An 18,406-nucleotide genomic window follows, 5' to 3' on the forward strand; every position below is an offset into this window, starting at 1 on the left:
AAATAGTAATTTTCTAACTGCTCATTAGTTATTTTTTCAGAAAATTATGATATAATATAAGAAAAGAACGAGGAGGCGGTTTATATGTTTAATTACAAAAATATTCTTATAGCTGTAGATGGTTCGACTGAGGCAGAATGGGCTTACAACAAAGCTGTAGCTGTTGCGAAACGTAATGATGCTAAATTAACAATCGTCAATGTTGTAGATTCACGATCATATGCGAGTGTTGAGGCCTATGATACTCAGATAGTTAACAAAGCAACAAGTTTTGCTGAAAGTTTATTATCTGGATATAAAGAAAATGCTGAAAAAAATGGTGTTTCAAATGTCGCAACTAAACTATCTTTTGGTTCGCCAAAAACAGTTATTCCTAAAAAGCTAGCAGTAGAATTTGATGTAGATTTAATTATGTGTGGTACATCTGGTTTAAATGCTGTAGAAAGATTTATAGTTGGTTCAGTTTCAGAATCAATTGTAAGAAACTCACCTTGCGATGTTTTAGTAGTAAGAACTGAAACTATGCCTGATGACTTCGAACCAACTGTAGCAACTAAAGAACTATTTGATGAACACCACTAAAATCATTACAAAACAATCAAAAAAGTAACTCATATTTCGGTATGAGTTACTTTTTTTGATTATTATCTTGTCTTTGTTTTCTGTCTTGATCTCTCATAACTTTACGTGTAATAATTCTTATCAGTTTAAGCAACGCTCTTTCGGGTCTCATAATTTGCCTCCTCATAAATGCTTCTTATACTATTTGCCCTTTTACGAACAGTATAAACATAATAGCTTTTGGTCAAATATATTTTTCTTTATACGCAACTAATATATAATACTCCTAATTGTTAATCCAAGACATCATCAGAAATTAATTCCAACAAAAACTAAGCTACTTATCTCCTATTCAATACAGGAAATAAGTAGCCTAGAAAAATATATTCTTATTAACCTAAATTACCGAATTTAAGTACATCGCGAGCAATTACAACTTCTTCATCTGTTGGTATTACAATTACTTTAACAGGTGAATGCGGATAATTAATGAACGCTTCTTCTCCACGTAATCCCGTGTTTAAACGTGGATCCCAATATACGCCCATAAATTCTAAACCTTCTAATACTTTAGCACGAACTGTGTCTGAATTTTCACCAACACCAGCTGTAAATACAATTGCATCTAATCCGTGCATTCTTGTAGCATAAGAACCCATATATTTATGAATTCTTGATGCAAATACATCTAGTGCTAATTTTGCTCTTTCGTTTCCTTCAGTAGCATCTTGTTCAATATCTCTTAAGTCACTTGATGAACCAGAAATACCTAATAAACCTGATTCTTTATTTAATATATTTAATACTTCTTCAGCGTTTTTCCCTGTTTTTTCCATTATAAATGGTATTAATGCAGGGTCTAGGTTACCAGAACGTGTTCCCATAGTAACACCAGCTAAAGGTGTAAAGCCCATTGATGTATCAACTGATTTACCTCCATCAATTGCTGCTATAGAAGCACCATTACCAATATGACAAGATATGATTCTTAATTGATCTAACGGTCTATCCAATAACTCTGCCGCTCTTTCAGATACAAATTTATGACTTGTACCATGGAAACCATATTTACGAATTCCAAAATCTTTATAGAAATTGTAAGGTAAACTATATAAATATGATTCTTTCGGCATAGTTTGGTGGAATGACGTATCAAATACAGCTACATGAGGAATGTTAGGCAATAACTTTCTGAACGCTTTAATTCCCATTAAGTTAGCCGGATTGTGTAACGGCGCTAAGTCCGTTAATGATTCAATTTTAGTTAGAACATCATCTGTGACTAAAGCAGATTCAGGGAATAATTCCCCACCATGTACAACACGGTGTCCACTACCTTGAATATCATTAATATCTTGGATGATATTATGATCTTTAAGTGCTTTTAACATGATGTCTACTGCAATTTCATGATTTTCAATATCAAGTGTTTCTGTTATTTTTTCACCATTTACTGTAATAGAGAAGATTGAATTTTTTAATCCAATTCGTTCTATTAAACCTTTAGTTATTACTTTTTCTTCAGGCATTTCAAATAATTGAAACTTTAAAGATGAACTACCAGCATTAATAGCTATAATTTTTGTCATTTAGACTTCCTCCTGATAAACTTTTCTATACTATTTAAACACTAATACAGTTACTTATCAAGTATTAATACAGTTTATAAAGAATGATTTTCTTTAATCCATTCATTTACTTCTGATAAAAACGTTTGCAATTGAGTTTGTGCCTTGAAATCTGGAATATTTGCCAATAATACCTCAACACTATGTGTTTTACCTGAATCTTTTTTCTGCAATATCAATAATGATTTTCTTGATTGCTCAGTCTTAAATAAGTTTTTAGGGAAATTCAAGAATGCTTGCATTTCTGTTTCTGTTGCAATGAATTTTTGAAGCTGTTTCACTTCTTCCTCACCTTTAAATAAACTATCTGGAACAATCATAAATATGAAGCCACCAGGTCTAGTCGCATAAACTGCTTGTTCTAATAATAAATAGTGACTATAACTATGCCCTTCTTCAAAACCTAACTTCATTTCTTTACTACGTTCATCAACTGGATAATATCCGACAGGAAGATCTCCTACTACTACATCAGCTTCTTCAAGTGGTAATGGCATAATAGCATCTTGTGGATACACATCAAAAGGTACCTCTAAGAAGTTTGCTAGATGTACACTGACTCTTTGTAATACCGGATCTACCTCAATAAGATGATTCATAACTGTTTTGTTAGGATTTTGTTCATTAATTGTGGCACTCAAATGTCCTGTACCACTTGCAATATCAACAATATTTAATGTTTCCTTGTTTTTTGTAAATAGATTTACAAGATAACTTAATATAAATCCAATAGAGTCTGGAGTCATTTGGTGGTTAGGTTGAATAATTTCTTCTTTCATAAGACTTAAATATGCAAATTGAAATGCTTTTCTACGTTCTTGTAACGTAGATTGTTCTAATACATCTCTTTGGTTGATATAAATATCTTCCATTGCTAAACCTAAATTCTCAATGAAACTTTGTCCATTCTCATCATGTAAATCTTTACTTTTTTCATCAAGTTTTTTAAATAATGTTTCCATTATATTCTTTTCTTCAGTCATAATTGCCCTCTTTCGTATAAAAAGCTGCCCAATCTAATGGACAGCAATCTATAATTGTTAATTAGTTTAATTCTCTAAATGCTGCTAATGCTTTGTCATAGTCAGGGTGATTTGTACCTTCACTCACAACTTCTGCATATACAACTTTGTTATCTTTGTCTAATACAAAGACTGAACGTGCTAATAAACGAAGTTCTTCCATAACAACGCCAAAGTTTTCACCGAATGATAAATCACGGTGGTCACTTAATGTTACAACATTGTCTAATCCTTCTGCAGCACACCATCTTTTTTGAGCGAATGGTAAGTCATTTGAAATCGTTAGAACAACACCATCTTGTTCGTTCGCTGCTTCTTCATTGAATTTACGAGTTTGTTGACTACAAACACCTGTATCTAAAGAAGGTACGGCACTAATGAGTTTCTTTTTACCTTCATAGTCGTTTAATGTTCTAGTTGATAAATCATTTGCTAATACAGTAAAATCTGGTGCGATTGAACCTACTGTAACTTCCTCACCTAAAAGTGTAACTGGTTCATTCTTGAATGTAACTTGCGCCATAAAAAAAGCCTCCTTAATATTGATAAATTCATTTTATCATGATTAAAGAGACTTTAAAATTCATTTGATTATATACTTATTTATTAGCAGCTTTTTGAAAGTCATTTCTTAGTTCAATATATTTATTCTTCAATACAACTGTCTCACCGAAATAATCATGTATGCCTTTATGTTTCTTTGTAAAAGCAACAACGATATAAGGTAAACCAAATAATATACCTGAAATAATTCTACCTATCCACTCTCTAAATAAAATATCTTTAAATTTTAATTGTTGTCCATCTTCTCTATATATACTTATCCCAAGAATGAGCTTTCCTAATGTCGCTTTATAATAATATGTCATTAATACAAAGTATAAGTAAAATATAATGGCACTCACTATATTTTCAACACTAAAATACGGCGTAAAGAGATATTCATCTTGTATGTTTGTTAATGCAAAAAGCGGACCTAAGACAATTCCTTTAAATCCTGCTAAAGCTAGTAAATCAATTATATATGCTAATAATCTAACCCAGAAACCAGCAAATACCATGGATTTTATTTGTGTTAAATGTTTATTTACAGTGCGTTCATAATCACTTTGTACGCGTGATGTAGCAACTTGTTCATAACTTAGTTCAGACATTCAAAATCCTCCTTACTCACCATATAAATACATTGGTTGAGGTGATTTATTTGCTTTAACTAAAGCTTCATATTTGCTCATATTGTCAATGCCTAACATAGATGAAATTTTACTTGTTGCTGACAATGGTATATTCCAAATGCCTCCTGATGTATCATACGTAACGATTTGTGCGTTGTCAGATTTGATTTGTTTTCTCAAATCTTTAATTGCATCATCTTCGTAACCAATTTCATCAATTAGTCCATTTGCTTTTGCTTGTTGTGCAGAATAGATTCTTCCATCTGCTAATTTTTTAACTTCTGATTCTGACATGTGTCTGCCATCTTTAATTACTTTTACAAATTGTTTGTAACTATCATCTATAATTGATTGCATAATGTCTTTTTCTTCTTTAGACATGTCTTTCATTGGATTCATAATTTGTTTATGTTTTCCAGATGTAACTGAATCATCTTTCACACCTAAATTATCAGCTAGCTCGGCATAATTAATACTTGAAATAATAACACCTAATGATCCTGTTAATGTTTGTGAACCGGCATAAATTTTATCTGCTGGTGTAGAAATATAATATCCACCTGATGCTGCCATATTTTTCATTTGGACATATACTTTTTTATTTTTAGCTTTTATTTCTTCTAACTTTTTATGTATTTCATCACTTTCATAAGTTCCGCCGCCAGGAGAATTAATTTCTAATAAAACACCTTTAACTTTGTCATCTTTTTTAATTTTATCTAACTGTTTCAAAAATGATTGATGATTATATCCACTTGCACCCATAAATGGATTTTCTTCACCAGTATCTTGAATCGTGCCATCTACTGATAATTTGACAATTTTTTTACTGCTGTCACTTCCAGATTGAACTGATTCGGTTATTCCGTCTGAATCAGTTACAGTTTTTTTCAATGAATTATCAAAAAATAAACCTACTGAACTCACGACTATACCACCAATTACCAAGACTAAAGCTATAATAATTGCAACTATTCTCTTAGACATAGTATCTTCCTTTCTATTTTTAAATAATACATTTATAATAATAACAGACTTTACCTATAACTGTAACAATTTGGGAGGAACAATAATGAGTTCAAACAAAAGAATTTATCTTTTCACTTCAAAGGATAAGGATGTATTACAAACATGTAAAAATATAGAAACTGAAATGGCGCCAAGTGGCTTCGAATTTGTTTCAAATCATGAAGATGCAGATATCATTGCTTCTGTTGGTGGAGATGGGAGTTTTCTTCAAGCATGTCGAAAAACAAACTTTAACAAAGACAAAATTTATATCGGCATTAAAACACGTTTAGACCAAAACTACTTATACGTAGATTTCAGTGTAGATGACATTCCTCATTTAATCGAATCCATTGATTCAAATGATGTATTAGTACGTAAATACCCAGTTTTAGAAGTAAATCTTAATAATCAAATGTCATATATGTGTCTTAATGATTTCTATATTAAATCAAGTGTTATCAAGCCTATGAAGATGGAAATTTATATTGACGATGAATATTTCGAAGCATTTAATGGTGACGGTTTATTAATTTCTACCCCTACAGGATCAACTGGTTACAACAAATCACTTGATGGCGCAATCATTGACCCTAAACTTAGAAGCATGCAGTTAACGGAGATTGCTTCTTTAAATAACAATAACTTTAGAACTGTTAGTAGTTCTGTAGTACTCGGAGATACAAGAACACTTAAAATTGAACTAGATAAAGAAGGAAACTATTATCCTATTATGGGGCTTGATAATGAAGCGTTAAGTATTCAAGAAGTCGAGTTTGTTAGCCTTCAAATTAAAGACAAATTTATTAGAACATTAAAACTACCTCAGAATTCATTTTGGAGTAAGGTACAAAGAAAATTCTTATAATTTCTTAACACATACTAAAAATAGCTATGAAGAAATCTACGACGATAGATTTTTCATAGCTGTTTTTATATGATTACATAAGTTGATTTGTGATATAGTCATAGGCATTTTTAAGTATTAATGTAATTGTAACTACGATAAATAGTACTTTCACATATGATACACCTTTCCTAATTGCAAATGTTACACCAAGGTAAGATCCGCACACCATAGAAATTGCCATAAAGAAACCATATACATAGTTAACTTGTCCTAATGACATGAATAATAGTAAAGCACCAAGATTCGAAGCTAAATTTAAAAACTTTGCATTACCTGCTGCATGTAAGAAATCTAATCCTATCATCAATAGTACGAATAAGAAGAATGACCCCGTTCCTCCGCCTAAGAAACCATCGTAATAACCTATTACCGTTACACCAACAATAAATAGTATAGCTTTTGCTAATGACAATTTCTTATATTGATTGATATCTCCCCAATCTTTTTTCAAAATTGAATAAAGCGTTACGATTGCTAAGATGATAATTGCAAGTGGCTTTAAATATTCTGGTGGTAAAAATGTTGCTGTAAATGCACCAAGAATTGAACCAATAAAACTTAAAGGAAATAGTTTACCTACAATATCGAAGTCTACCTTTTTGGCCTTTATAAATTTCATAGTACTTGTAAAAGTCCCGAAAGAACTTGCTAGTTTGTTCGTCCCTAAAGCAACAGCTGGGTCCATACCTACAGCTAATAAAGCAGGTAAAGAAATTAAGCCTCCTCCACCAACTACAGAATCTATAAAAGAAGCCAATAAACCAAATAACATGATAATAATTAAAATATTAATATCAAACTCCATCATAACGCTCCTCTACTTTATTTATAAAGACATCCCAACGTCAATTTAAAGTAGATCATCCATCCAATTATCTTCCTGCTTTTGTAAATCGTCATGCTTAGAAATGGTTAATGTTTCAACATTTGCCACTGCCTCATCAATCAATGGACCAAAATCAAATTTCGACTCAAAATACTCGACTTTTTCAAGTTTTGGATTTGTTTTTGGATTTTTTGGTGTGAATATTGTGCAACAATCTTCAAATGGCTGAATTGATAAATCAAATGTATTAATTTGTTTTGCTTTTTTAACAATATCTTCTTTATCAAATGTTAGTAAAGGTCTAAGAATAGGCATTGATGTAACACTGTTAATTGCATACATACTTCCTAAAGTTTGACTTGCAACTTGACCTAAATTTTCTCCATTTACTATTGCAAGTGCGCCAATTTCATGCGCTACTTTTTCCGTAACACGAAGCATCATTCTTCTTGTACTTGTCATTGTAAAGCTTTCTTCAACAACTTTATGAATTTGTTTTTGTAATGCTGTAAATGGTACGATATGAAGTTTAATATCACCTGTCAATTGTGCTAATTGCTTTGTTAAGTCAATTACTTTTTGTTTAGCTTGGTCACTTGTATATGGTGGACTATGGAAATGAATTGCCTCAATAGTAACGCCTCGCTTCATTACCTCCATACCAGCTACAGGTGAATCTATTCCGCCAGACAGCATTAATAGTGTTTTACCACCAGTTCCTACTGGTAATCCACCTTCACCTTCTAATATGCGTGTATACATGTAAACTGCGTCTTTTCTTACTTCTACTTTTATTTTATGATCAGGTGTTTTAACATTTACATTAATGTTTTCAGTATTTTGTAATACGTAACCACCTAACATTTGTTGTAACTCAAATGTATCATATTCGAATGTTTTATCTGCTCTTTTTACGTCAATTTTAAATGTTTCGCCACTTTTAAAATCTTCAGCAAACTTGATTGCAACTTCTTTCATAATATCTATTTCTTTATCAATTCTTACTACTGGACTAACAGAATGAACACCAAATACTGTTTGTATTCTAGACATCATTTCTTCAATATCTGCACCTTCATGTACATCGATATACATTCTGTCTCGGTTTGCCCTTACTTTATATCCTTGCAATGGCATTAATCGATTTTTAATATTAGATTTTAGCTTATTTACAAACATATTTCTGTTACCAGTCTTTAACGTTAATTCTCCATATCTCACTAAAATGTGATCATAATTCATTTTTTAATAACTCCTTCACTTCTTTGTATACTTTATCAAAAGCTATTTTAAAAGTTTCTATTTGTTCATCTGATAAATCACTTGCTATGCTTATTCTAATGCTTCCTTCTATGCGAAGTGTGCTATAACCCATAGCCTTCAACGTTTCATTATGCGAACTTTTTTTAGAAGAGCATGCACTTGTTGTAGATAAATATATTTCATATTTCGAAAAGGCGTTGACTAGCACTTCTCCTTTAACTCCTGGGAAGGAAATATTTAATATATAAGGTGCTGCATCTTCTGGTGAGTTTATAAGCACACCTTCATATGATGAAATAAAGGTTCTAATTTTCCTACCTTGTTTCGATAATATCTCGTTATGCTCTTTAGCACTCTCATACATATATCTCATTGCTTTTGTTAATGATACGTTCATTGGTGCATTAACTGTCCCGCTTCTTAATCCAAACTCTTGACCGCCACCAAACAACACTGGGTGAATTGTTTTGATTTGATTAAGTGCAAGTATGCCAGAACCTTTCAATCCGTGAAACTTATGTCCACTTAAACTATAACTATCAGTACAATTAATATTTAGAGGTATCTTACCATATCCTTGAACACCATCAACATGGAAGTGTACTTTTGGATATGCCTTTAACATTTCGCTTATTTCTTCGATTGGTTGAATCTGTCCCATTACATTATTAACATGCATACATGTCACGAGAATAACATCTTGATTTAATAATTTTTGTAAAGAATCTAAAGATAGTTTTCCATCTGAAGTTGTGTCGATATATTGTAGATTAAATCCTTGTTCTTCTAGACCACGCATCGTTTCCAAAACTGAAGGATGTTCCATCTTAGTAGTTAAAATCGTGTTACCAAATCTCTTCTTTGCATTGGCCATACCTTGAAGTGCCAAATTATTTGATTCAGTTGCACCACTCGTAAATACGACTTCAAATTTATCATTTAAACTTAAATATTCTTTTATATTTTGTCTTGCTTTATCGGTTAAATGTGCAATTTTCACACCTGCTGCATGAGGACTATTTGGGTTAAAAAAATATTGATTACTCATTTGATTAAACGTTTGAATAACTTCCTCATGAGGTTTAGTCGTTGCAGCATTATCTAAATATATCATACAGTCACCTCTTTTTTTCATTATATAATAATACCATAAGTTATTTCCTATAGATATACTTGATAGAAACTACTCATACTTATGCATCCTACATTCACATAAATAAGAGCCTAAGACATATCATCACGTCCTAGACTCTCATTATCTTTAATCAATATACTCACTGATTATTGTTGTTTATTCACTTCTTCTTCTATTTTATTACTAATTCCTGGTTCTACTTTTTCTAAAGCATTTTCTGCAATTTCAATTGCTCGTTTATATCTGTTATTCGCAAATAAACGTTCAGCTTCATTTAAACTCTTATTAAGTTCGTTATTTTCTTTACGATATCTATTTCCATATTGAATTAATGTTTCTGCATGAACAGCATTGATTAGTACATCTGTAGTTTCATCTTCAAATTTGTTCATTTGTAACACTATGTTACTCACTTTATCCTTAACAAATTGAACGTTGATTGGTCTTTGGCTAAATATCTTATTTACTTCGCGAATTTCATGATCGATTTCATTTTTCATTATGATAAATCTTTCAGGTACGCTTGGTAAGTTAGATGCCAATAACTTTCTATAAATTTCTTCTTTTTTAGTTTGTACTCTTAAAGTATTTTGTTGAGCTGTTGCTTCATCTTCTCTTAATGATACTAAGTGATTTTGAATTTTTTGTTGATTTTGATTAATAACTTTAACATGCTCTTCTATATAAAGTAAGTTATCTTCTACTTCACTATAGCGAACGTTTGTTTTCGCCATTTCACCTAATATTTCATCATAAACACTTATTAGATTTTGAATTTCATTCTCATATTGTCTAACTTTATGAACATCTTCTTCTGAAATGTAGTAATTTTCTTTAACGTATTCTATCTCAGTTTGTAATGTGTAATTCATATCTTTAGCATGGAATAATTCATCCGTAATGATTTCTTTAGACTGTTCAACAGTATTTTTAGATTTTACTTCATGTTCAATTAAATCATACATATCATCTAAAGAATCATTGATTTCATTTATAATATTCTCAGCTTTACTTAATTCCAATCTACCGATTAATGGTTCTACTAAATTGAGTTTTCCTCTTAAAGTTTGTAAAGTGCTATCTACTTTGACATGATCCAAATTATAACCTTCAACTTTAAGATCGCGACATCCAAATTTTAAATCTTGGAATTGACCTGGTAATTCTTTTTGGACATCTTTAATTAATAAAGGAATCTCGTTCATATCTTCTTGCATACGTTTCATATCCGTATTCAGTTGATCAATATGTCCACTCGCTTTAATGTAGTGTCCATCTTCTACAAGCTCTTCATATTGTTCTAATCTTGGATAAAATGCTTCAATATTTTTCTCTATTAAATCTGCAGCATCACCAAATTGATGTCTATTTGCTAGAACTTCTCTTTTAGTTTCTCTATATATTTGTTTAGACTCATTATATAATTTATCACTTGTCTCTACTGTTGTTATTAATTCACTAACACTCTGAGTTAAACGCGTATATTTCTTTTCTATACCATCCATTACTTTGTTTGCATCTGCAATGCTTTCTTCTGATTGAGAAAATTTAAATTTGTCTAACTCAGCATCAGCATCGTGAATCTTTGCATCAACAACTTTTAAATCTTCTTGTAAAACTGTTTGCCATTCTCGTTTAAATTGGTCGTACTTGTCTTTGGCTTCCCCACGTACATTTAATTTTTTAAGTTTAGCCAGTTCATCTTGAAAAGGTAATTGTTTAATTTTTTGTTTACGCTGCTCAGTCTCAGTAATCAAATTTCGTTTTGATGTACGCAACCACAACATTATACCAATACCAATTAATATAATGATTATAACTGCAAGTGTTATATAAATTGCCATTATGTATTCTCCTCCTAAATCGTTCTCTTTATTATAACGTAAAATATTTATCCAACAAACCTTTTTCTATACAAATTGTATTCAAACTTCTAAAATAGTTATATAATTTAAAATTACATTGAAAAGAGGTATTTAAAAATGTCAAAACAACCAATAGATTATGCGTTATTAAGTAGACAATTAGATGGTTTATTATCAGATGAATCAGACTTCATTGCAAATTTGAGTAATACATCTGCTTTTATCAACCAATTTCTAGATAATATAAACTGGGTCGGATTTTATCTTATTAAAAATAATGCCTTAAAATTAGGACCATTTCAAGGTTTACCTGCATGTGTAAATATTGAAATTGGAAAAGGCGTCTGTGGTACAGCTGTCTCAACAAAGTCAACACAGCGCATTGAAGATGTTAATGCATTTCCAGGTCATATAGCTTGTGATGCTAATAGTAAATCTGAAATTGTAATCCCTTTATATCACAACAAAGAAATAATCGGAGTGTTGGATATTGATGCACCAATTTACTCTAGATTTGATCAACAAGATCAAGAAGGTCTTGAATTGTTAGTCAAAATTCTTGAAAGTCACATTCACATTTAACAAATCATTGACATAAAAGCTTATGTTTCGTATAATATTCTTTGTGTGAATTAACGAAAGTAGCAGTTAAATATTATAAGGCTCTATGTTATTCCCAAAGAAGGCGTGTTGCGTAACTGGCGGCTGCAAGGTGAAGACACTGAAACATAACATACCCCTATGAGCATTTAACATTCTTTCTTGTTTCTTCATAACATTTAAACAAGAAAAAGGAGGAACTTCATTATGGCAAGATTTAGAGGTTCAAACTGGAAAAAATCACGTCGTTTAGGTATTTCATTAAGCGGCACTGGTAAAGAATTAGAAAAACGTCCTTACGTACCAGGACAACACGGTCCTACTCAACGTAAAAAATTATCTGAGTACGGTCAACAATTACAAGAAAAACAAAAATTACGTTACATGTACGGAATCAACGAACGTCAATTCCGCACTATCTTTGATAAAGCTGGTAACATGAAAGGTATCCACGGCGATAACTTCATGTCATTATTAGCATCACGTTTAGACGCAGTCGTATACCAATTAGGTTTAGCTCGTACTCGTCGTCAAGCACGTCAATTAGTTAACCATGGTCACGTAACTGTAGATGGCGCTCGTGTAGATATCCCATCTTACACTTTAAAACCAGGTCAAACAATTGGTGTTCGTGAAAAATCACAAAAATTAAACATCGTATTAGAATCAGTTGAATTAAGTCACCACGTTCCTGATTACTTATCATTCGATGCTGACAAATTAGAAGGTACATTCGTACGCGTTCCAGAACGTAGCGAATTATCTGCTGAAATCAATGAACAATTAATCGTTGAGTACTACTCACGTTAATATTTATTCAAAAACACACTCCCCTATTTGGGAAGTGTGTTTTTTGTTTCTTATCAATATTTTAAGATTCATGATGCTTCAATTTAGATAACACATTTATTAATTGCTGCGGTTCATCTGTAATAATACCATCCACACCTAACTCTAATAATTTCTTCATTTCATTATCATCATTAACAGTATAAGGCATGACTTTTAAGTTATATTGATGAGCCTGTTCTATTAATTTACGATTTATCATTTTATAATTTGGATTTAAAAATTGCGCATACTGGCTAATATTTTTAATTTCACTTTTACTAATCAATCGATGCCTACGTTTGAGAAGTACCCCAATATGAATTGGCAAATGCAATTCCTTCAAACTTTTCAAACTTTTACGATTAAATGATTGGATAATGATCTGATTCAAATTTATATCACTTTTCAATATTTCATTTACTACATCTAATTCTATATTGCGATACTTTGCCGGCGACTTAATTTCTATTAATAACTTTTTATTTGTACGTTTCACTAATGACAACACATCTTTTAATAATGGTATACGTTCTCCAACATATTGATCCCCTTTCCATTTGCCAACATCATACTTCAATAACTGTTCATAAGTTAAGTTTTTGATTTTCCCCTTCTGTAGTGATGTACGCATTAATGTTGGATCATGAATGATGATTAACTGTCCGTCTTGTGCTCTGTGAACATCTATTTCTAACATATCAATATTTAACTTAAGTGCTTCATTAAATGAAATTAAAGTATTTTCAGGAACTAGCGATGATACACCCCTATGTGCTACTTTAAATATAGAACGATAATTATTCAGATTCATTGTTTACTCCTTAAAAATCAGTCATACTATGAATTATACCCAAAATTATTTTATTAAAGGAAGGAAAATTACTATGACAACACATATTTTCGAATTAAAAGGAACTTGGACTAAAGGCAGAAATGCTTCCGGACATATAACGACAGACAATTTATCTACTCGCGTTTCTATACCAGAGGTAATGGATGGACCTGAAATTGGAACAAATCCAGATGAAATGCTACTTGGTGCTGCTTCTACATGTTACATGATTACTTTAGCAGCTATGATAGAACGTTCTGAAATAGATATCGAAAGAATCGAAGTAGAATCAAAAGGCTACGTTGAAGTCGAAAACGATATTATTACATATAAAAAAATTGAGCACTTCCCAATCATTTATATGCAAGAAGAACCAGATGAACAACTACATCATACATTAAATAGATTAGTACAAAAAGCTGAAGAATCTTGCATGGTTACACGCGCTTTAGCTGGAAATGTTGAAGTTATTGCTACTGGTGAAGTAAGATTTTAAAATGAAAGCGTTTTAATCAGAATTTTCAATAAATTCACTATTATTTTAGTTTTTTCTTTGCTACAATATAGAACATAAATCGAGTAAGGAGTGTTTCTATATGTATCAGTATGATTCTTTATTACTTGCACCAGGTCCTACCACTGTTCCGAGGCAAATACTTGAAAGTATGAACCAACCTATGACAGGACATCGAACATCAGAATTTAGTCAAATTATTCACAATGCATCCCGTGATTTACAAACTATTTTTGGAACTGATCATCCTGTTGCTATACTTACTTCTTCAGGAACAAGCGCATTAGAAGCTGCTATGGTAAATATTACAAACCCAGATGACCACATCGTCATCATAGTATCTGGCGCATTTGGTGACAGATTTAGAAAGATTGCATCCGCATATCCATTTAATGCACATATTTTTGAAGTTGAATGGGGAAATGGTATAGATTTAGAAGCATTTGAAACATATTTGAAATCACTCAAAGTAGACGTAACGGCTGTTTTCACACAATTTTGTGAAACATCCACTTCCGTTAAACATCCAATACATGAGCTGGGAAGAATGGTACATCAAATAAATCCAGACATTTATTTTGTAGTTGATGGTGTTAGCATCATTGGAGCAGTCGATGTTGATATGGAAAGAGATAATATTGATGTACTCGTTGCTGGTAGTCAAAAAGCAATCATGCTACCACCAGGCGCAGCATTTGTTGCTTACAACGATCGTGCAAAAACAAGATTCGGTGAAGTTACTACTTCAAGATTCTATTTAGATTTAAATAAATACATTACTTCATTACAAGATGATTCGACACCATTTACACCAGCTGTCTCACTTATAAGAGGTATTCAAACTTATTGTGATTTAATTTCAGAAGAACAATTTGAAAACACAATAAAGAGACATGAATTATGTCGGAATGCAGTAAGAGAAAGTATAAAGGCACTTGATATTGATTTGTTAGTAGAAGATCAATTTGCCTCACCTACCGTTACTGCTTTTGTGCCGAAAAAAGAAGAAGTCAAAAAAATCAAAGATGAGTTGCTCAATCGTTTTAATATTACGATAGCTGGAGGACAGCAACATCTGAAAGGAACAATTTTAAGAGTTGGTCATATGGGCCAAGTTTCTCCAAATGATATGTTGCAATTTATCAGTGCATTAGAAATTATATTGTCCGATATTAGAGGAGAATCCGTTCTTGGTAAAGGTGTTTCTAAATTTCAGGAGGTTGTAAATCAATATGTATAAAGTAATCGTCGTCGATCCAATTTCAGAAGAAGGTCTAAAAAGTTTAATAGACCACAAAGACTTTCAAGTTGATATAAATACAAATTTAAATGAAGAGGAACTAACTCAAATCATTAGCAACTATGACGCTTTAATTGTAAGAAGTCAAACCCAAATTACACCAAATATATTATCATCTGCTAAAAACTTACGTGTCATTGCACGTGCCGGAGTAGGTGTTGATAACATTGATGTAGATTGCGCTACAAAACAAGGTATCTTAGTTATAAATGCACCTGATGGTAATACAATTTCAGCAACTGAGCATTCTATGGCCATGATATTAGCGATGGCCCGTAATATTCCTGAAGCACACCGCTCATTACAATCCGGAGAATGGGATAGAAAGACTTATCGTGGAACAGAATTATATCAAAAAACACTTGGTGTCATTGGAGCTGGTAGAATTGGGCTTGGTGTAGCCAAGCGTGCACAAAGTTTTGGTATGAACATATTAGCCTTTGATCCATATTTATCTAGCGATGATGCTAAAAGACTTGAAATAACACGCGCTACAGTGGAAGAAATTGCTGAGCAATCTGATTTTATAACTGTTCATACACCGCTTACACCAAAAACTAAAGGCCTCATTAATGAAGACTTCTTTAATTTGGCGAAACCAAATTTACAAATCATTAACGTAGCACGTGGTGGTATCATTGATGAAGAAGCATTAATTAAGGCGCTTGATGATGGGAAAATTGCAAAAGCGGCACTTGATGTTTATAATAATGAACCAGCAAATAACACACCACTTACTCAACACGACAAGATAATTGTAACGCCACATTTAGGTGCATCTACGATTGAAGCACAAGAGAAAGTTGCGGTTTCAGTTGCTAATGAAATCATCGATATATTTGAACATAATAATGTCTTACATGCAGTAAATGCTCCTCAAATGTCTGGTGAAGTTGAAGCTGAGTTACGACCATTCGTCGAGCTTAGTAGAACAACTGGTGAAATAGGTATTCAGTTATTTGATAAAGGACCTAGAGAATTAAAAATTAAATATCACGGAGAAATAGCACTAGATGATACTAGTATCATTACGAGACAGTTAGTTAAAGGTGTGCTCCAACAAGATTTAGGCGATCACGTCAATTTAATAAATGCACTTGTATTATTAAATGAACAAGGTGTAACCTATCAAATAGAGAAAAACAGCAAAAAACATGGCTTCAGTAATTACATTGAATTAGAACTGATTAATAAAGAACACTCAATTAGAATTGGATCTACAGTCTTAAATGGTTATGGACCACGAATTGTGAAAATTAACGACTACCCTGTTGACTTTAAACCTGAAAAACATATGCTCTTTATTTATCATACCGATAGACCAGGAATTGTAGGAAAGATGGGCCAAATTCTAGGAGAACATAATATCAACATTGCTTCAATGCATCTAGGAAGACATTCAATAGGTGGCGAAGCATTAATGATACTCTCCATAGACACTATCGCATCAGAAGAAACAATTTCAGACTTATATGCAATTGATGGTTTCAAAAGTATACATAAAGCAGATATAAATAGTACTTTCGAAACTTAACATAAGAAGAACGAATAAACGCAACATTTCTTTACTTAACAAAGAAATGTTGCGTTTATTCTATTATCTATTTCGCTAGATTTACTAGTCATGCTTCTTAGCATGCTTTTATCCACACTCACCGAAATCGTCAGTTTTATATTATTCAAATATTAAAGCAATATTTTTCTAACATCAAGTACATTATCGACAATATGATCAGCGTCATATGATTCTAATTCAGACCTCGCTTCTTTCCCCTTTAATCCTGTTAAAGTACCTATAAACGTTGCACCTGTTTTCTTTGCGCTAAGTAAGTCAGCCAATGAATCTCCTACGATATACACTTCTTCTTCTGAAAATATATTCTCTTGTTCATTTATATACTTTAAATACTGTTCTGGATCATTACCATAATAAGCAATCAGATAACTAAATGGATTCGGTTTACCGAGTGGTTTATGGTTTGGATATGTTGTTTCTGCTTTTAACACTTCTGAAGCAGTACCGATATGTAATGCATCAAACTGATTTAGCCAGCCAATTGTTTCGAATGGCACTAATGTTTCTGTTCTTGGTCTACCGGTTGCAATACCGATTTGATATCCAGCATGTTTTAAATCTTCTAATAACAATGTTACTTCATTAATATCAGCTAAAACAACTTCATCTTTAATAAATCCATTTTTAAAATCCGTTCTAGGCATTTTATGTTCTACATCTTTATAAAGCTCATATCCAAGATACCACTCCTGATAAAGTTCTTGCGCCATATCCCAAAGATTACTCTTCAAATCGAATATTGAAGCATCATCAATGTTTAACTCCTCTGCCGCGTAAGCTATTAAATCTTGGTAAATATTTGCTTTACCAGACTTTGCTTGTGATAAAAATTTAAGTGGCGTTTCATAATTTAATGTTAAGTCTTCTAATTGTGCTGACCACACTTTTACGGTTTGTTCTGTAAAATGGTTATTACTCATATCAATACCGTTTATTTCGCTGTTTTTAAACAATTCAATGATATGTGTACTCAATACGATGAATAACATATCCCAATTTGAATTTAATCCTAACGATTTAAGTTTATTCAATATACTGTCATTCATAAAAATATCATTTCGTATATTTTGAATTTCTGCATCACTTAATGACTTAATATTTAAATCATCATTTAGATTTAAGAACGACTCACTATATAAAAATTCATATACTGTTAAAGCTGATACATCAAAGCATCTTTCCTCACTTAAAAATACACCATCTACATCAAATAGTACTTGTTTCATAATTTACCTCCATATTTTGAAGATTCTGATTTTAATTTTATCATATAATATTTATTAAAACAGTAATATTAAGATATCCATTAGATGAAAACGTTTTAATTATAGGTGTCCATTGAAACTTATAATTCCCTATC

18 protein-coding genes are annotated in these 18,406 nt (G+C 31.8%); 7 read left to right on the top strand and 11 right to left on the bottom strand.

The genetic code is table 11. From position 1 onward, the window contains the following. The first annotated feature begins 84 nt into the window (after positions 1-84). Positions 85-582 (top strand): universal stress protein, encoded by a 498-nt coding sequence (locus tag CD111_RS02055; RefSeq protein WP_095087447.1) that lies wholly within the window; start codon positions 85-87, stop codon positions 580-582. A 371-nt stretch (positions 583-953) separates the two neighbouring features. Here the strand turns inward: CD111_RS02055 and CD111_RS02060 are convergent, their stop codons facing one another. The 5 genes from CD111_RS02060 to sppA form a co-directional block, all read right to left on the bottom strand. Next, positions 954-2,150, bottom strand: coding sequence for an acetate kinase (locus tag CD111_RS02060; RefSeq protein ID WP_095087445.1), 1,197 nt, complete (start codon positions 2,148-2,150; stop codon positions 954-956). A gap of 74 nt (positions 2,151-2,224) precedes the next feature. Then, positions 2,225-3,172, bottom strand: coding sequence for a class I SAM-dependent methyltransferase (locus CD111_RS02065; protein ID WP_095087443.1), 948 nt, complete (start codon positions 3,170-3,172; stop codon positions 2,225-2,227). Positions 3,173-3,233: 61 nt separating this feature from the next. Continuing rightward, positions 3,234-3,734 carry a thiol peroxidase gene (gene tpx / locus CD111_RS02070; RefSeq protein WP_095087441.1) on the bottom strand — a complete coding sequence of 167 codons (501 nt, stop codon included), beginning with the start codon at positions 3,732-3,734 and terminating at the stop codon, positions 3,234-3,236. Between the two features lie 76 nt (positions 3,735-3,810). After that, complete coding sequence (locus CD111_RS02075) at positions 3,811-4,365, bottom strand: RDD family protein (protein ID WP_095087439.1); 555 nt, start codon at positions 4,363-4,365, stop codon at positions 3,811-3,813. Positions 4,366-4,377: 12 nt separating this feature from the next. Further along, positions 4,378-5,373: a signal peptide peptidase SppA gene (gene sppA, locus CD111_RS02080; RefSeq protein ID WP_095087437.1), complete on the bottom strand. Its 996-nt coding sequence runs from the start codon at positions 5,371-5,373 to the stop codon at positions 4,378-4,380. An 85-nt stretch (positions 5,374-5,458) separates the two neighbouring features. Here sppA and CD111_RS02085 point away from each other — a divergent pair, with 85 nt between their 5' ends. Then, the gene (locus tag CD111_RS02085) at positions 5,459-6,262 is read left to right on the top strand and encodes an NAD kinase (RefSeq protein WP_095087435.1); all 804 of its coding nucleotides are present in this window, start codon (positions 5,459-5,461) and stop codon (positions 6,260-6,262) included. A 73-nt stretch (positions 6,263-6,335) separates the two neighbouring features. On the opposite strand, the gene CD111_RS02090 is transcribed toward CD111_RS02085, so the two are convergent. The 4 genes from CD111_RS02090 to ezrA all read right to left on the bottom strand — a co-directional run bounded on the left by CD111_RS02090 (position 6,336) and on the right by ezrA (position 11,372). Next, complete coding sequence (locus CD111_RS02090; protein WP_095087433.1) at positions 6,336-7,109, bottom strand: sulfite exporter TauE/SafE family protein; 774 nt, start codon at positions 7,107-7,109, stop codon at positions 6,336-6,338. A 45-nt stretch (positions 7,110-7,154) separates the two neighbouring features. After that, positions 7,155-8,372: a tRNA uracil 4-sulfurtransferase ThiI gene (thiI, locus tag CD111_RS02095; protein WP_095087431.1), complete on the bottom strand. Its 1,218-nt coding sequence runs from the start codon at positions 8,370-8,372 to the stop codon at positions 7,155-7,157. After that, entirely contained in the window at positions 8,362-9,507 is a 1,146-nt protein-coding gene (locus CD111_RS02100; protein WP_095087429.1) for a cysteine desulfurase family protein, read from the bottom strand. Before CD111_RS02100 ends, thiI begins: the two co-directional genes overlap by 11 nt. Before the next feature lie 167 nt (positions 9,508-9,674). Beyond that, a complete protein-coding gene (gene ezrA, locus CD111_RS02105) occupies positions 9,675-11,372 on the bottom strand; it encodes a septation ring formation regulator EzrA (RefSeq protein WP_095087427.1) in 1,698 nt (565 codons plus the stop codon). A gap of 138 nt (positions 11,373-11,510) precedes the next feature. Here ezrA and CD111_RS02110 point away from each other — a divergent pair, with 138 nt between their 5' ends. Together CD111_RS02110 and rpsD are read left to right on the top strand one after the other, a co-directional pair. Next, complete coding sequence (locus CD111_RS02110; protein WP_095087425.1) at positions 11,511-11,975, top strand: GAF domain-containing protein; 465 nt, start codon at positions 11,511-11,513, stop codon at positions 11,973-11,975. Positions 11,976-12,200: 225 nt separating this feature from the next. Next, the gene (gene rpsD / locus CD111_RS02115) at positions 12,201-12,803 is read left to right on the top strand and encodes a 30S ribosomal protein S4 (protein ID WP_095087423.1); all 603 of its coding nucleotides are present in this window, start codon (positions 12,201-12,203) and stop codon (positions 12,801-12,803) included. 61 nt (positions 12,804-12,864) lie between these two features. Here the strand turns inward: rpsD and CD111_RS02120 are convergent, their stop codons facing one another. Further along, on the bottom strand, positions 12,865-13,635 hold the full coding sequence (locus tag CD111_RS02120) for a glycerophosphodiester phosphodiesterase (RefSeq protein WP_095087421.1): 771 nt from the start codon (positions 13,633-13,635) through the stop codon (positions 12,865-12,867). 73 nt (positions 13,636-13,708) lie between these two features. Here CD111_RS02120 and CD111_RS02125 point away from each other — a divergent pair, with 73 nt between their 5' ends. The 3 genes from CD111_RS02125 (at position 13,709) to serA (ending at position 17,004) form a co-directional block, all read left to right on the top strand. Further along, positions 13,709-14,152 carry an SACOL1771 family peroxiredoxin gene (locus tag CD111_RS02125; RefSeq protein WP_095087419.1) on the top strand — a complete coding sequence of 148 codons (444 nt, stop codon included), beginning with the start codon at positions 13,709-13,711 and terminating at the stop codon, positions 14,150-14,152. Between the two features lie 100 nt (positions 14,153-14,252). Next, positions 14,253-15,410 carry a pyridoxal-phosphate-dependent aminotransferase family protein gene (locus tag CD111_RS02130; RefSeq protein WP_095087417.1) on the top strand — a complete coding sequence of 386 codons (1,158 nt, stop codon included), beginning with the start codon at positions 14,253-14,255 and terminating at the stop codon, positions 15,408-15,410. Continuing rightward, entirely contained in the window at positions 15,403-17,004 is a 1,602-nt protein-coding gene (serA, locus tag CD111_RS02135; protein ID WP_095087415.1) for a phosphoglycerate dehydrogenase, read from the top strand. Before CD111_RS02130 ends, serA begins: the two co-directional genes overlap by 8 nt. Before the next feature lie 152 nt (positions 17,005-17,156). Here serA and CD111_RS02140 read toward each other — a convergent pair whose 3' ends face one another. After that, on the bottom strand, positions 17,157-18,272 hold the full coding sequence (locus CD111_RS02140) for an HAD family hydrolase (RefSeq protein WP_095087413.1): 1,116 nt from the start codon (positions 18,270-18,272) through the stop codon (positions 17,157-17,159). Between the last annotated feature and the right edge of the window lie 134 nt (positions 18,273-18,406).

It is taken from the genome of Mammaliicoccus stepanovicii (assembly GCF_002902525.1).
GTDB lineage: Bacteria > Bacillota > Bacilli > Staphylococcales > Staphylococcaceae > Mammaliicoccus > Mammaliicoccus stepanovicii.